Raw genomic sequence first — 15428 nt, forward strand, 5'->3', positions numbered from 1 at the left:
GAAGCACCATGAAGACCATCAAAGTCGGCCTAGGCACATGCGGAGTTTCGGCTGGCGGGGAGAAGGTCTATACCGCCCTGAAAAACGAGATTGCCAAGGAAAAAATCCCGGTCAAGTTGCTGGAGACGGGGTGCATGGGAAATTGCTACCAGGAAGTGCTTGTCGAAATCAGCGATGAAAATGGCAACGACTACATGTACGGCAACGTGACCCCGGAAAGGGTGAAACGTATCCTGGACGAACAGATCCTTCAGGATAAACCGATCGCCGAGTGGATCGTCAAGGGGTTGAACGCGGAAACGGAAGACACTTTTTTCGCCAAGCAGAAACGCATCGTCCTGCGCAACTGCGGCATCATCGATCCCAATTCCATCGACGAATACATTGCCCGCGGCGGTTACCAGGCCATCCAACGGGTTCTAAAGGAATACTCGCCGGAGCAAGTCATCGAGATCGTGCTGAAATCGGGGCTGCGCGGCCGCGGCGGCGCCGGCTTTTTGACCGGGATGAAATGGCGCTTCTGCCGCCAGGCGGCCGGCGACAAGAAATACATCATCTGCAACGCCGACGAGGGCGACCCCGGCGCCTTCATGGACCGCAGCACCCTGGAAAGCGATCCGCATTCGGTGCTGGAGGGGATGATGATCTGCGCCTACGCCTGCGGCGCCGACGAGGCGTACATTTATGTCCGTGCCGAATACCCCATGGCGGTCCGGCGGCTGCAGCACTCCATCCGCAAGGCTACGGAAAAAGGGTTCCTCGGTAAAAATATCTTCGGGTCCAAGATGAACTTGGCCATACGCATCAAGGAGGGAGCCGGCGCTTTTGTCTGCGGCGAGGAGACGGCCTTGATCGCCTCTATCGAAGGCAAGCGGGGCATGCCGCGCTTCCGTCCCCCATTTCCCGCCCAGAAAGGATTGTGGGGGAAACCGACCCACATCAACAACGTCGAGACCTGCGCCACTGTCCCCTGGATCATCGACAACGGCGCCGAGGCTTTCGCCGCCATGGGCACGGAGAACAGCAAAGGGACGAAAGTGTTCGCCCTGGCCGGCAAGATCGCCCGCGGCGGACTGGTCGAAGTCCCCATGGGCCTGACCATCAACGAGATCATCTACGACATTGGCGGCGGCATCCACGGTGGAAAGAAATTCAAGGCCGTGCAGATGGGCGGTCCATCCGGGGGCTGCATTCCGGCCACCATGGGCGACCTGCAGATCGACTACCAGCAGATCAACAAGACCGGGGCCATTATGGGCTCGGGCGGCATGGTCGTCTTGGATGAGACCACCTGCATGGTCGAAATGGCCAAGTTTTTCCTGCGTTTTACCCAGGATGAAAGCTGCGGCAAGTGCACCTTCTGCCGCATCGGCACCAAGCGCATGCTGGAGATCCTGGAGCGCATCACCGACGGCAAAGGGCAGGAGGGCGACATCGAGCTCCTGGAGGACTTGGCCGACAAGATCCGCAATAACACCATTTGCGCCTTGGGCGGGACCGCGCCCAACCCGGTCTTGACTACCCTGAAGTATTTCCGCCATGAGTATGAGGCCCACATCCGCGACAAGAAATGCCCGGCCCACCGCTGCGCGCCACTGCTGACCTTCACCATCCTGGAGAACGAGTGCACCGGCTGCACTCTCTGCGCCAGGGTTTGTCCGGCAGAAGCGATCACGGGTGAGAAAAAGCAAATCCACAAAATCGACCAGGCGGCCTGCATCAAGTGCGGCAAATGTTTCGAAACCTGTAATTTCAAGGCCATCATTAAAGATTGAAGAGGAAAGCAGCCATGGACAAAATCAAACTCACCATCGACGGAAAGGAAGTAAGCGCGCGCGCCGACCAGACCATCCTTGAGGCGATCCAGGAAAACCGTATCGCCGAAATCCCCACCCTCTGCCATGAGCCCAAGCTCCCCCCGTATGGCTCTTGCTATCTTTGCGTGGTGGAGGTCGAAGGGGTGACCAAACTGATCCCTTCCTGTTCCAGCCCCGTGGCCGACAAGATGGTCGTCCACACCGACAACGCGCGTATCCGTGAAGCCAGGAAGACCGCCCTGGAGCTGCTTTTATCGAACCATTACGCTGACTGCCTGGCGCCCTGCCAGCAGACCTGCCCGGCCGGCGTCGATGTCCAGGGTTATATCGCCCTGATCGCCATGGGCAAGCCGCGCGAGGCAATCCGCCTGATCAAGGAGACCAACCCCCTGCCCTTGGTCTGCGGCCGCGTCTGCGTGCGCGAATGCGAGGTGGCCTGCCGCCGCAACCGCGTGGATGACCGCGTCGGCATCGACTACCTGAAACGCTACGCCAGCGACATCGATATTGAAGACCCATGGACCCCGCTCGTGCCGCCGGTCAACGGTAAAAAGGTCGCCGTGGTTGGCGGCGGACCGGCCGGATTGACTTGCGCTTATTACTTGGTCCTTAAAGGCTACGCCGTCTCCCTTTTCGAAAAAGCCCCGCACCTGGGCGGCATGCTTCGTTACGGCATCCCCGAGTACCGCCTGCCCAAGGAGCTTCTGGACAAGGAAATTTCCTGGATCACGAACCTGGGTGTGACAGTAAAGACCCATGCCGCTCTGGGCAAGGACTTTTCCATCGAAGACCTTAAAAAGCAAGGCCATGAAGCCATCTTCTTGGCTTTCGGCGCCCAGAAGGCAAAAGGGATGCGCATCCCCGGCGAGGATGATACCGAGGGCGTTCTCAGCGGCATCGATTTCCTCTGCCAGTTGCAGGGAGAAGAGAAGCCCAAAATCTACGGCAAGGTAGTGGTGGTCGGCGGCGGCAACACCGCCATCGATGCCGCCCGTACGGCCAGGAGGCTCGGTGCGGAAAAGGCAACCATCCTGTACCGACGCACCCGCAACGAGATGCCGGCCCACCCCATGGAGATCGCCGCCGCCCTTGAAGAGGGAGTTGAACTCACCGAGCTTTCGGCTCCCATTGAACTAATGCGCGAGGGAAACCGCTTGAAGGGTTTGACCTGCATCCGCATGGAGCTTGGCGAGCCCGACGCCAGCGGACGGCGCAGCCCGGTGCCGCTGGCCAATTCAGAGTATCAGCTGCCTTGCGATTTCGCCATCTCGGCCATCGGCCAGGACGTGGACCTGTGCGGGCTGCAAAAAGACCCGCTGCTGAAATCGACCCGGCACAATACTCCGGTCTTCAACGAGGCGACCTTCGAAACCTCCCTCCCAGGCGTTTTCACCGGCGGCGACATGGCCACCGGGCCCGACGTGGCCATCGCGGCCATCGCTCACGGCAAGATCGCGGCCAACGCCATCGATCACTATATTCAGTCGGGAAAGGCCGAGGGCAAGACGAAGGAATTCATCAGCCGCAAAGAAGCCTTCGGCGACATCCCGGACAGCGATTTTTCGACCTTTGCCAAGATCACGAAAGAGAAGATGCCGGAACGGCCGGCCGCGGAAAGGGCGAAAACTTTCGACGAGGTCGAGCTGGGATTCAGCCCGGTCCAGGCCAAGGCCGAAACCAACCGCTGCCTGGAATGCGGCTGCTCGGCCTATTTCGACTGCGACCTACGCAAACACGCCGTTGATTTCAATGTCGACCTTAACAAATTCATCGGCGAAGTCCGGAAATACAAGGTTGACAAGGCCCACCCGTTCATCACCCTCGACCCCAACAAGTGCATCGCCTGCGGCCGCTGCGTGCGGACCTGCTCGGAAATACTTCGCGTCTCGGCGCTGGGTTTCGTCTACCGCGGCTTCAAGTCGGTTGTGCGGCCCTCGATGGAAAAAAAGCTGCTGGAAACCAACTGCATTTCCTGCGGAAATTGCATCGCCGCCTGTCCGACCGGGGCCATCGCCGAGAACCTGCCTTTTATTAAGCCCGGCCCCTGGGCCGCCCGTAAGCACGAAGCGATTTGCCACTTCTGCTCGGTCGGCTGCGTGCTGCACTACAAGGTCTACGATAGTGCCACCTATGCCGCCAGCGGAACCGTTGATTCCGCCCATAACAAAGGCTACCTCTGCCACAAGGGGCGCTTCGGCTACCGCTACATGCTGGATGAGAAGCGGCTGCGCAAACCGCTGCTGAAAGGGAAGGACGGCTTGCGCGAGGCATCGTGGGAACAGGCATTCGACAAAATCGCCGAAGCCTTGAAGGCCATCAGCAAGAAGCACGGACCCGGCTCAATCGCCGTCGTCGCCTCCCCCAGAATGTCCAACGAAGAGCTGTACCTGCTGCAAAAATGGGTGCGCACCGGATTCAAAACCAATATGGTCGGAAGTTTCAATAACTTGCTGAATGGCCGCGATCTGGACGCACTGGATGAGATGTACGGCTTCACCGCCTCCACCACGACCATGGACGAGTTCCGGAACGCCGACATCATCATGGCCGTGAACGCCGAACTGTCCGAAAACAACCTGGTCGCCGAACTGAAGATCAAGGAGGCGATGAAGAGAGGAGCCCGCCTGGTGTCGGTCAACTCGTCGGAAACCCCGCTGAGCAAGATCGCCGACCTCTGGCTCGATCCCAAGCGCGGCACCAATACGGCACTCATCGCCACCATTGCCGGCGCCCTGATCAAGAAAGGGGCGATCGACAAGGAATTTATCAGCGCGCGTAGCGAAGGTTTCGCGAAATTCAAGGCGTCCATCGCCAAAATGAATCCGAAACAAGCCGCCGTCCAAACGGGAGTGATGCCGGAAAAAATCGCCCGCATCATCGAGATGCTCTCCCAATCAGCCAATGTGATCATCGTCTATGGGATGGACCAATGCCTGGAAAAGTCGCGCGACGATGTGAAAGCCCTGGGAAACCTCCTGCTGCTGCTGGGCAAGACCGGGCAACCCGGCAACGGCCTGGTCCTGATCCGCGATTACGCCAACTCCCAGGGGCTGCTGGACATGGGGGTCGACAGCCGCTATCTCCCCGGCCTGGTCCGCTACGGCGAGCCGGGAATGGAGCTTTTGAAAAAAATCTGGCATGTGCCCCTGGATAAAATATTCCAGCCCGTCGACATTCTCGAACAGCTGAAAAAGGGCAAGATCAAGGCATTGCTGGTGTTCGGCGAGGATCCCCTGGCAACAGCCAAGGCGGGGCCGCTCATGCATGGAGTCGAATTCAAGCTGGTGGTCGATTTCTTTCCAACCGCCACCGCCTCCGAAGCCGACGTGGTCCTGCCCATGTCCTCGCCGCTGGAAAGCCCCGGCACATTAACGGCCTGCGACCGCCGTGTCCAGCATAACGCCAAAATTGTCCCCGCGCCAGGGGGGATGACCAACCTGGAGATCATCGGCAAGCTGGCCGAAAAACTCGGGATGGAATTCCCTGACCTTGATGCCGAAAAAATCTTCCAGGAGATCCGCCAGGCCAACCCGTTCTATCAGACCGTCACGCCGGGCGGATTCTGGGGCGAGGGCCTTTTCCGGGAACGCATCCCAACCGCCAGCGGCAAAGCGAAGTTCCTCCCGCTGACCATCGAACCGACCGCCTGCAGCCGGGAGAAACAGCCGCTGCTCGCCACCGAAAACTATCTCCTGTCCAAAATAAAAAGCAAATTGATGGTATAATAAACTCGTTGTCATAAAGGGAGTTCAAGTTGAAAAATACGGTTCAGCGCAAAGAGTGCATTGAATGCGCTTGGAAGCTGGAACACGACTTGAAAGAGCGGATCAAGGAACTTGAATGCCTTTATTTCACCAGTTCGCAGATCGAATCGGGGAAAAGTCTTGGCCAAATTCTGGAAAACTCGGCGGCTAACCTGGCCAAGGGTTTTCAGTACCCCGACCGAGCTTGCGCCACCATCTTTCTCGATAAAACCCATTATTCTTCCGCGCAGGGGCGCTGCGAAAAAGCCAAGACCGCGCTTAAGGCCGACATCGTCGTCAACGGTCAGATCAGAGGCTATGTCAAGGTCGGCTACTTGAAAGAGGGCGATTTCCTCGAGGAAGAGAAGAAGCTCATCAAGGAGATCGGCCGCATGATCTCCAAAGCCGTTGAAAAACACGAGCTGCAGCTCGAACTGAAGAAATACGTCGGCAACCTGAAAGATCTGGTTAGAGCCAAGACCAAGGAGCTGGAAAAATCAACAAAGCGTTTTGAAGACCTTTTTGAAAATGCTCCCGACGGTATCGTCATCTCCAAGCTGAACGGGGACGTCCTCAAAGCCAACCGTGCCTTCTACCGGATGCTCCACTACCCCGAGGACGGGTCGGTCAAGCTGAATTTCGTGAAAAACAAGTTATACGCCAATATCCCCCGCATCCGGCCATATATCTTCAAGAAATTGAAGGAAAAGGGGTTCCTGGAAGGGATGGAGATGAATTTGATCGATTCGCACGGCAATGAGTGCCCGGCCATTGGCTCGTTCATCTTCGTCGACTTTGACGGCCGCCGCTGCATCGAAGAAGTATACAAGGACATCCGCTTGCGCAAGGAGCTGGAGCAGAAGCTCATCGAGCAGAATGAAAACCTGGAGAAGCTCGTCCAAAAAAGAACCGCCGACCTGGAAAGCCAGAAGAACCTGCTGGTCAACAAGAACGCGGAGCTTGTATCGCTGACCGAGGAGCTGAAGGAGAGCCGAAACAAGCTGCAGACCCTGTTCGACGCCATCACCGACCAGGTTGTTTTGATCGACCGCGATTTCAAAATCAAAATGGCCAACCGCAAGGGCTGGGCCGGCAGCGGCACGTGCTTCGCTCGGTTGTTTAACCTCTCTCAAGCCTGCGAGCAATGCCCGGGGTCGATGGTCTTTCAACAGAAAAAATCCATCACCGTGGAGCAAAAATACGGGGACGAGTATTACCTGCTGCAGGCCTACCCCATCTTCGACGACCAGGGGGAGGTCGATGGCGTGCTGGAGTTCTCCCGCCTGATCACCAAGCAAAAGAACATGGAGATGCAGCTCATGCAGACCGACAAGCTCGCCTCACTCGGGCAGCTCGTCTCGGGCATCGCCCACGAGATCAACAACCCCAACACCTTCATCCGCGGCAACGTGACGATTATCCAGGAAGCGATGAAGGACATCCTGCCCATCCTGGACGAACATGCCCGCATCGAAAAAAACCTGCAGATCGCCCGCTTGAATTACAATGTCTTTAAGGATAACATTCTGATTTTGCTCGAGGACATTGCTCAAGGTACCAGCCGCATCAAAACCATCGTCGAAGGTCTGCGCAAATTCGCTAAGAGGGACGACGGCATCCTGAACGATGACGTGGACCTCAACGAGATCATTCGCAGCTGTTTGCGACTGGCCGCCAACCAGATCGGCCGCAAAGCCAAGGTCAAGCTCGAACTGGACAGCACCATACCGATGGTCAAAGGCAACTCCCAGCGTCTGGAGCAAGTGGTGGTCAACATCATGATCAATGCCTCACAGGCCATCGAGAAGAAGATGGGAGCGATCACGGTCAGAACCTCCCATCTGCAAAAGGAAAACGAGAACCTGCTGCAGATCAGCGACGATGGCATGGGCATCAATGAGAAAACCATGAAGCAAATATTCGACCCGTTTTTCACCACCAAGCGCAACCAGGGGGGGACCGGGCTCGGACTTTCCATCGCCTATGGCATCATCAAAGAACATAAGGGACGAATCGAAGTGGAGAGCAAGCCGGGCCAGGGGACGACCTTCTCCATTTGTATCCCGGCCTTGCCGAAGGAAACACCATGAAAAAAATCCTGGCCATCGACGACGATCAGGCGGTCCTGAACTATTTGAACATCATGCTGCTGCAAACCGGTGCCTACGAGGTCGCCACCCTGGTCAACAGCTCCAAGGCCTTCCATGAGCTGAAAAGCAACAATTACGACCTGCTGCTTCTCGACATGGACATGCCCGACATCAGCGGCCTGGACATCCTGAAGTACATCAAGGAGAAGAATATCGATATCGAGACCATCGTGCTGACCGGGGTGGAGGATGTCGAGTTGGCCGTTTCAGCGATGAAGCTGGGCGCATTCGACTACCTGACCAAGCCGGTCGACAACGACCAGCTCCTGAATATCATCACCACTCTCCTCGAAAGCCGGAAAGTCCGCGAAGCGGCCTCGGTGGAGACCACCGTTTCCCTGGACCAGCTGAAATTCCAGGACGCCTTCAAGGACATCATCACCCAAAATGATGAAATGATCAGGATATTCCAGATGGTCGAAAAAATGGCCCAGCCCGACAACAGCATTCTGATCTGGGGCGAAAGCGGCACCGGCAAGGAACTGATCGCCAAGGCCATCCACCGCATCAGCAAGCGCCGCGACGAGAATTTTGTCGCCGTGAACGCAGGGATCTTCGCCAACGAGTTGTTCGCCTCGGAATTTTTCGGCCATAACAAGGGCGCTTTTACCGGGGCCAGTTCCGCCAAGAAGGGGTTCCTGGAAGAAGCGGACAGGGGCACCCTGTTCCTCGACGAAATCGGCGAGCTGGCGCTGCCCATCCAGGTGAAACTGCTGAGGGTCCTCCAGGAAGGGGAATTCTTCCGCTTGGGATCGACCAAGAACCAGAAGGTCGATGTGCGTATCATCGCCGCCACCAACAAGGACTTATTGAGCGAAATGAAGAAAGGCAATTTCCGCAAGGACCTGTTTTATCGCCTGAACATGAGCTCGGTTTATCTGCCGCCGTTGCGCGAGCGCAAGGGGGATATCCCGCTGCTCTGCCAGCATTTCCTGAAGAAATTCTGCGAACAGAATCAGAAAAGCATCCAGAAAATATCGGAAGCAGCCATGCGCTTGCTCAATCACTACGATTATCCGGGAAATGTCCGCGAACTGATGAATATCGTCAACAGCGCCATTATCATCGAAAATGGACCCGAACTGAATAAAAAATCCTTTCCCCATTATTTCCTGGAGAATCCCGGCGTCCAGGATGCCACTGTCAACGGCCAGCCCATGCTGACCCTGAGTGAAATAGAAAAAGAGCAGATCAAAAAGGTCCTCGCCCACACCAAGGGCAACAAGAGCCAGGCGGCGAAAATACTGGGAATATCCCGGGTCAACCTGCTGGCGAAAATCAAAAAATACCAGCTTCTCCCTTAGCGGGCCAGCCGGCGGTCGCCTTATTTTCTTTTATCGAGAGCGGCGATGATCTCCATGTATTTGGCCTCGATGACTGGCCACGAATAATTCGCCTGAAAGAATTTTTTACCGTTCGCGCCGAGCCGCCCGCGCAATTTTCCATCCTCCTGCAAGATCAGGAAAGCCTCCTTGAATTCATCGTAATTGCTGTACCACAGCCCGGCGTTGCTGCGCCGGCACTGGCCGCGCAGCACCTCGGTCCGACCGTTGGCCAGGACCGGCTTGCCGAGAGCCCAAGCCTCCAGGGTCACCATGGACAGCGATTCAAACTGCGATGGGATGATCAGAAATTCGCCCCCTTTCAACAAATCAAATTTTTCCCGGTCGTTGCGGAAGCCGAGAGGGCGGATGCGGGGATGTTCGGGAACGGCGATCAGCGCTTTGCCGACCAGAAGCAAGTCCAGGACATTTTTTTTCTCGTCAAGCAACCGGAGGTAGAAGCGCAGCAGCTCCGGCATGCCCTTGTTTTCATCCAGGCGGCCGATATAAAGCGCGTATTTGCCGACGATGCCCAGTTCGCGGCGGATGCCCTCGGGGTCAAAGCGCGCCGGAATTTCGGAGCCGACACCAACCACGTCACCATAGACGACGGAATTGCCGCTGACACGATTGAGTAATTCTTTTTCTTCCGGCGAATTGTAAACGATAGCCGCCGGCAGGTTGAAATACTCCTTGAACAAGTTCAGATAGACCACCTGGTCGTGTTCGGCCGTCGGCACCAATATAGCTTTGCCGGCCAGCCGTTTCACCCCCCAATAGGAATGGTAATAGCGGTACGAAAAAAAAATGAAATAGGCGAACTCGCCTTCACGCCGCTCCAGCTCCTGGATCAATCCGGGGACCAGGGGCCCTTCCTCTTCCAGCCAGCGCAACTCGTCGGCCGGCGAATGCTCTTCATTAAAAACGACATTCTGTATCTGGCCAAAAGCCTGCGGATCGCGGGGCTTGTCTACGCGGAAACGGTTGACCACGATCCCGTTCAGCGTTTCCAGCTGCTTTTCATAAAAATGATCCCAGGTAATATAATCGTAGGCCGTGGTGGTAAAAACCTCAACCGTGAAATACCGCGCCAATTTTTCGGCGATCAGGCGGGCGTGGTATTCGGCGCCGCCGCTGATCTCCAATCCGTAGCGCTGCACCACAATGGCGATTTTACTCGACATATCCGCATTATATAACATCGAGCCGGCTTTGCAAATTGAATTTGCACCGATAATCTGCTACTTTAGCCCTGCATGAATAAAGGAGTTCGCTTGGAGCAAATCTTTAAAATCGCATGGCGGGCAGCCCGGAAGGCCGGGGAAGTGATCGGCGATAATTTTCAAAAACTGCAGCATGAGGATATCCGCAGCAAGGGAAAAAACGACTTTGTCACCCGCGTCGACCGCGAAGCCGAGGCGGCCATCAAGGAGATCATCTTGGACGAGTTCCCCGGCCACCGCATACTGGCCGAGGAGGGGGGTTTGTCGGCGCATAAGGGGGAATTCCTCTGGGTCATCGATCCGCTGGACGGGACGACCAATTTCATCCAGGGCATCGCCCACTTCTCCGTCTCGCTGGCCCTGATGAAAAACAGCTCGGTCATTTTCGGTTTGATATACGACCCCATTCTCCTTGAGTGTTTTCATGCCGCTGCGGGCCAGGGCGCTTTTATGAACGATGCGCCGATCATGGTCAGCAAAATTAAGCTGATGAGTTCTGCTTTCGGCGCCACCGGTTTCCCCTTCAAAGCCCCCCATTTGCTGACGCCCTATGCCGATGTTTTTAAAATCCTGATGCCGCAATGCCAGGATCTGCGCCGCTGCGGCTCGGCCGCGCTGGACCTGGCCTACGTTGCCTGCGGCCGCTACGATTTTTTTTGGGAATCTCATTTGCTGCCATGGGATTTTATGGCCGGCAAGTTGATCGTCGAGGAAGCCGGCGGCACTACCAGCGATTTTTCCGGAAAGGAATTACCTTTACAGACCAGCTCGGTCCTCGCCGCCAACCGCCATCTTCACCCTATGCTTCTGGATTTAATCGGCCCTTATTTCAGCCAGCCGGAGTTTTATTCGTCACGGTGAACGGTCTGCGGCGAAAAGGCGGGCAGGCAAACGGCGACATATTCGGCCCCATCGGGCCCGGGCGTGCTGTAGCGCACCCATTCCCCCCTGGAAACGATGATCGCTTCATTGGCGCGGACCTCATGGGTTCCCGAATTGCTTTCAACCCGCAGCATACCCTTCAAAACGACCGTGTACTCGTCGAATTCGGGTTTCTGCCCGGGTTCGACCCAGCCCGAGGGACTGCGCATCACGGCGATGCTCATATGGCTGTCCTTTGAATTGACCAGGCCGAAATATTCTTCGATGATTTTCTTTTTGTTCCCCGCCGCCGCGATCGTCGTCGGCCCGCTTATCTTTTTGATCATCCTGCCTCCTAAAAACCTGGATCCTAGCTCCAAGGGTAACATAGGCCAAACCGTTAGGCAATTTAAAAACGGGACTGGCCGCAAACACGCATTTGTCTTGCGACTGAAGTTGTGATAATTTTACCTCATGCAAAACAATCATTATGCATTGATCATGGCCGGCGGGCAGGGAACGCGCTTCTGGCCCTGGAGCACCGCCGCCGTGCCCAAGCAGTTCCTCGCGGTCGTCGGCAAACAGCCGCTCATCACCCAGACCTATCACCGCCTACGCAAATTCATCCCGGCGAAGAACATCTATGTGATCGCCGACAAGCAGTACCTGCCCGCCGTCCGCACCTGCCTCCCCGGATTTCTCCGCAGCAACTTCATCGCCGAGCCCTGCCCGCGCAACACGGCGCCCGCCCTGATTCAGGCCAACATCGTTTTGTCGCAGCTGAACCCCGAGGCCAACCTGCTGGTGGTCCCGGCCGACCACTATATTACCGACGAGAAGACCTTTGCCCGCCAATTGAAAGCTGCCCTCCATCACGCCGACAGCCGCTGTGTCATCACCGCCGGCATCAAACCCAGCGAGCCGCACACGGGATACGGCTACATCCATTTTGTCGAAAGCCGAGTCGCGGCCGACGCCAAGCTCCGTTTTTTCCCAATCAGGCAATTCAAGGAAAAACCAGATGTTGAGATTGCTAAAAAATACATAAAAAGTGGGAATTTTTACTGGAATTCGGGAATGTTTATATATAAATTGGCGTTTTTCAAGGAATTCATAAAGGAATATGCCCCATACTATGGCAGCCAGTACGAAAAACTTGAAAAATCTTTCACCAACCCCGGCAGATTCACGACAATTTACCGGGCGATCAAGCCCGAATCGATCGATTATGCCTTGATGGAAAAACTTCGTGAAGTAGTGATGTTCAAGGCGGAATTTTCATGGAACGATGTCGGGTCGTGGTCTTCGGTCTACGACATGAATGAAAAGGATTCCCTTGGCAACGTCTGCCGTGGCCGGACCATCGTCATCGACACGCGGAATTCGCTCATCTTCTCCTGCGAAAAAAAACCGCTGGCGGTGATCGGCCTGGATCGGGTAGCGGTGATCGACACCGAAGACGGGATTCTGGTCGCTCCCATCGGCCAATTGCAGCAGGTCAAGCAGATCATCCAAATCCTTAAAAAAGAAAAGCGATTAATTTTTACGCCCGGGACAAGAAGTTTAGAAGAATAAAAAGAACGGCAGCAAAATAAAAAAAAGGATGATCCTTTTTCCCGGGAGCGATTGGCTGTCCTTTTTCAAATGCCACAAGCCAAAAGCGGCGCCAAGGACGAAAAGCACGGCCATGGCCGCCCCAGCCAATTCTACAACACCGACGCCGGGCTCCCATTTCAAAAGCTTGAAAAGCCAGTCGAAAGGGACGGAGACAAAAATCATCCGGAAGTTAAAAAGGAAAAAAATCTCGGCATAGTAAAACAAGGCCGTAAACACGACCCGGCCATAAGCGATAGCCGACAGAATAATGACCAGCAGCGGAAGATAAAAATAGATCAGATAAGGAATTTTCAGGTACCTGGATTTTTCCAGCTCCTTGACCACGAATGAAACCGGCAAGGGCTTCCGGGCAACCGGTCCGGAAGCGACTAATTTTTTGGCCAAAACCCCACGCCAGAGCGACCCGCCTGGAGATGCGTTGAAATTTTTCAATGCCACACTTTTTTCGTGCTCCAGGAAAAAAAGCGCGGCGGGAAAAAACGTGATCCGGCTGAAGCCGGCCGGAAGGGCGACAACGACCGGGCCCAGATCGACGAAAGCTTGTTCATCCCTATTCCAAACGGCAAAAATCGCCGGGTGGAAAAAATCGAAAAATCCGAATACCCTGGTCGGCTGGGAGGAATTCCTGAAATAGCCGACAGCGGCGATCTCATCCCGCTTGAAAAGCGAAAAACCGAGCATGGTGTATTCGGGAGACATGAAGACCGGACCCTGGGCCAGTTCCAGGCGGATCACCGTCCACTGCAAGAACAAGTTGAAAAAATGGATCACCAGCAAAAACGCGATCAGAAACAGGATGAAGATAATGGTGGACCCGCTTCGCCGCGGCTTGTGCTTTTTATAAAGCGAAGTAGGCGGAACCGTATTTTCTTTCACGGCGGCGCGAGCTGAAAAACTCCGTTCAGATTCCCAGCAAGTCGTTTTTGAATCCTTCTCCCGGACCCGGTTTCTTGCCGATCCAGCAGGAAAAAAGAGCGTCGGCAAAGGCCTTGTCGCCCAGCACGCCCTTGATATTCCCCTTGACCTTCACTTCGGTCCCGGCTCCCGGGCGATAGGTGAAGACCAGCTTTTCCCCGTCCTTCAAATCCTCCATGAGGCCCGCCAGCGTATCGAACTGCTTTTTCATTTCGGCGGAGTAGCCGGGAGTGTTCGCTTCCAAACCGTCATACCAGGCCTCGTTGATCTTGCCGGCATCGACGCTGCGCAGGAAATGCATGACCGTGCAGCGATAGCCGTCGGCGGCAAGGATTTTTTCGCCGCTCTGTTCTTTTGCCGGCAGGTAGAGCCCGGCCACATAAACCTTGAAAATGATTTTTTTGCGCAGGGCCATGCCGTTGAGGACCAGGGTCTGATTATCGACGGTCAGGGTGTCCGGGAGAGTGATTCCCTTGAGGGTCCCGGCCAACACCGGCGCCACGAACAACAAAATCAATGCCAAACCTATCAAACCGTGACGTTTCATTTTTCCTCCTTCAGTGATGCGACTCATCATATAATGTTAAAAATCAATTGTCAAAATGTCGACGGGGTTACGATATTGCCCACAAGCTGCTGATCAACAAGTTGTCAATAAAATGCCAGACCGATCAATTTTTCAAGTTGAAAAAAAATATATTATAATATCACCGTAGGGAGACAGTCATGAATCAAGAACAATTCACATTAAAGGCCAACCAGGCCGTCCAGGATTGCGTCAGGCTTGCCGCCGAGCACGGCAACCAGGAGATCGTGCCGTTGCATTTGGTCAAATCGATCCTCGCCGTGCCGGAGAACATCGTCAGCGAGACTTTCAAAAAGATCGGCGCGGACGAAGCGCAACTGAACGCGGCGATCGAAAAGGCGCTCGCTACCCTGCCCAAGGTGCAGGGTGCCGAGCCCTATCTGGGCAATGCACTGAAAAAAATTCTCGCCCAGGCAGGCACTGTCGCCGGCCAGTTCAAAGACGAATACATCTCGTCCGAGCATTTGCTGTTGGCCGTCATCGACTTCAACGAAGCGGCCGCCAAGCTCCTCAAGCATTTCGGCATCAACCGCGACGTTTTTCTCAAGGCGCTGATGGAGATCCGCGGCAGCCAAACCATCACCGATCCGAACCCTGAAGAAAAATTCCAAGCCCTGAAGCGCTACGGCCGCGACCTGGTGCAGTTGGCGCACGACGGCAAGCTCGATCCGGTCATCGGCCGCGACGACGAGATCCGCCGTGTCATGCAGGTGCTGGTCCGGCGCACCAAGAACAATCCGCTGCTGCTCGGCGAAGCCGGGGTAGGCAAGACCGCCATTGCCGAGGGACTGGCCCTGCGCATCGTCCAGGGCGATGTTCCGGAAATGCTCAAGGATAAAAGAATAATCACCCTGGACATCGGCTCCCTCCTGGCCGGCGCCAAATACCGCGGTGAATTCGAAGACCGCTTGAAGGCCGTGATCAAGGAGGTGACCGAATCTGAAGGCCAGATCATCCTTTTCATCGACGAACTGCATACCATCGTCGGCGCCGGCGCGGCCGAAGGAGCGGTTGACGCCTCCAACATGCTCAAGCCGGCCCTGGCCCGCGGCGAGCTGCGCGCCATCGGCGCCACCACCCTTAACGAATATAAGAAATACATCGAAAAAGATCCGGCCCAGGAAAGGCGCTTCCAACCCGTCTTGATCAAGGAGCCGACCGTGGAGGAAACCATTTCAATCCTCAGGGGCCTGA

Annotated in this window: 11 protein-coding genes; 7 read left to right on the forward strand and 4 right to left on the reverse strand. The window is 55.7% G+C overall.

Annotation, left to right across the window (positions count from 1 at the left end; genetic code table 11):
- Nucleotides 1–8 precede the first annotated feature (8 nt).
- Genes nuoF through NTW95_08065 form a run of 4 tightly spaced genes read left to right on the forward strand, consistent with a single transcriptional unit; the run spans nucleotide 9 to nucleotide 9014 of the window.
- Nucleotides 9–1775 carry an NADH-quinone oxidoreductase subunit NuoF gene (gene nuoF, locus NTW95_08050; protein MCX6557362.1) on the forward strand — a complete coding sequence of 589 codons (1767 nt, stop codon included), beginning with the start codon at nucleotides 9–11 and terminating at the stop codon, nucleotides 1773–1775.
- 14 nt (nucleotides 1776–1789) lie between these two features.
- A complete protein-coding gene (locus NTW95_08055; protein ID MCX6557363.1) occupies nucleotides 1790–5542 on the forward strand; it encodes a molybdopterin-dependent oxidoreductase in 3753 nt (1250 codons plus the stop codon).
- Nucleotides 5543–5571: 29 nt separating this feature from the next.
- Nucleotides 5572–7650, forward strand: a complete 2079-nt coding sequence (locus NTW95_08060; protein MCX6557364.1) for an ATP-binding protein — start codon at nucleotides 5572–5574, stop codon at nucleotides 7648–7650.
- A complete protein-coding gene (locus NTW95_08065) occupies nucleotides 7647–9014 on the forward strand; it encodes a sigma-54 dependent transcriptional regulator (GenBank protein ID MCX6557365.1) in 1368 nt (455 codons plus the stop codon). Before NTW95_08060 ends, NTW95_08065 begins: the two co-directional genes overlap by 4 nt.
- A 20-nt stretch (nucleotides 9015–9034) precedes the next feature.
- Here NTW95_08065 and NTW95_08070 read toward each other — a convergent pair whose 3' ends face one another.
- Complete coding sequence (locus NTW95_08070; protein MCX6557366.1) at nucleotides 9035–10216, reverse strand: glycosyltransferase family 4 protein; 1182 nt, start codon at nucleotides 10214–10216, stop codon at nucleotides 9035–9037.
- A 90-nt stretch (nucleotides 10217–10306) separates the two neighbouring features.
- Here NTW95_08070 and NTW95_08075 point away from each other — a divergent pair, with 90 nt between their 5' ends.
- Nucleotides 10307–11116 carry an inositol monophosphatase family protein gene (locus tag NTW95_08075; GenBank protein ID MCX6557367.1) on the forward strand — a complete coding sequence of 270 codons (810 nt, stop codon included), beginning with the start codon at nucleotides 10307–10309 and terminating at the stop codon, nucleotides 11114–11116.
- On the opposite strand, the gene NTW95_08080 is transcribed toward NTW95_08075, so the two are convergent.
- A complete protein-coding gene (locus NTW95_08080; GenBank protein ID MCX6557368.1) occupies nucleotides 11101–11463 on the reverse strand; it encodes a cupin in 363 nt (120 codons plus the stop codon). The genes NTW95_08075 and NTW95_08080 overlap by 16 nt on opposite strands.
- A gap of 127 nt (nucleotides 11464–11590) precedes the next feature.
- On the opposite strand from NTW95_08080, the gene NTW95_08085 reads away from it, so the two are divergent.
- Nucleotides 11591–12691 carry a sugar phosphate nucleotidyltransferase gene (locus NTW95_08085; protein MCX6557369.1) on the forward strand — a complete coding sequence of 367 codons (1101 nt, stop codon included), beginning with the start codon at nucleotides 11591–11593 and terminating at the stop codon, nucleotides 12689–12691.
- On the opposite strand, the gene NTW95_08090 is transcribed toward NTW95_08085, so the two are convergent.
- The gene (locus NTW95_08090; GenBank protein MCX6557370.1) at nucleotides 12680–13609 is read right to left on the reverse strand and encodes a hypothetical protein; all 930 of its coding nucleotides are present in this window, start codon (nucleotides 13607–13609) and stop codon (nucleotides 12680–12682) included. The genes NTW95_08085 and NTW95_08090 overlap by 12 nt on opposite strands.
- A 25-nt stretch (nucleotides 13610–13634) precedes the next feature.
- Nucleotides 13635–14195: a chalcone isomerase family protein gene (locus NTW95_08095; GenBank protein MCX6557371.1), complete on the reverse strand. Its 561-nt coding sequence runs from the start codon at nucleotides 14193–14195 to the stop codon at nucleotides 13635–13637.
- Between the two features lie 179 nt (nucleotides 14196–14374).
- Between NTW95_08095 and NTW95_08100 the strand changes: the two genes are divergently transcribed.
- Nucleotides 14375–15428, forward strand: a 1054-nt coding sequence (locus tag NTW95_08100; protein ID MCX6557372.1) for an ATP-dependent Clp protease ATP-binding subunit, incomplete at its 3' end; no start/stop codon positions are given.

The sequence above is a fragment of the Candidatus Aminicenantes bacterium genome, assembly GCA_026393795.1.
Taxonomy (GTDB): domain Bacteria; phylum Acidobacteriota; class Aminicenantia; order UBA2199; family UBA2199; genus UBA2199.

Coding starts and splice junctions, on each gene's coding strand:
- nuoF (MCX6557362.1), top strand. CDS start 9: ATGAAGACCATCAAAGTCGGCCTAGGCACATGCGGAGTTTCGGCTGGC.
- NTW95_08055 (MCX6557363.1), top strand. CDS start 1,790: ATGGACAAAATCAAACTCACCATCGACGGAAAGGAAGTAAGCGCGCGC.
- NTW95_08065 (MCX6557365.1), top strand. CDS start 7,647: ATGAAAAAAATCCTGGCCATCGACGACGATCAGGCGGTCCTGAACTAT.
- NTW95_08070 (MCX6557366.1), bottom strand. CDS start 10,216: ATGTCGAGTAAAATCGCCATTGTGGTGCAGCGCTACGGATTGGAGATC.
- NTW95_08080 (MCX6557368.1), bottom strand. CDS start 11,463: ATGATCAAAAAGATAAGCGGGCCGACGACGATCGCGGCGGCGGGGAAC.
- NTW95_08085 (MCX6557369.1), top strand. CDS start 11,591: ATGCAAAACAATCATTATGCATTGATCATGGCCGGCGGGCAGGGAACG.
- NTW95_08095 (MCX6557371.1), bottom strand. CDS start 14,195: ATGAAACGTCACGGTTTGATAGGTTTGGCATTGATTTTGTTGTTCGTG.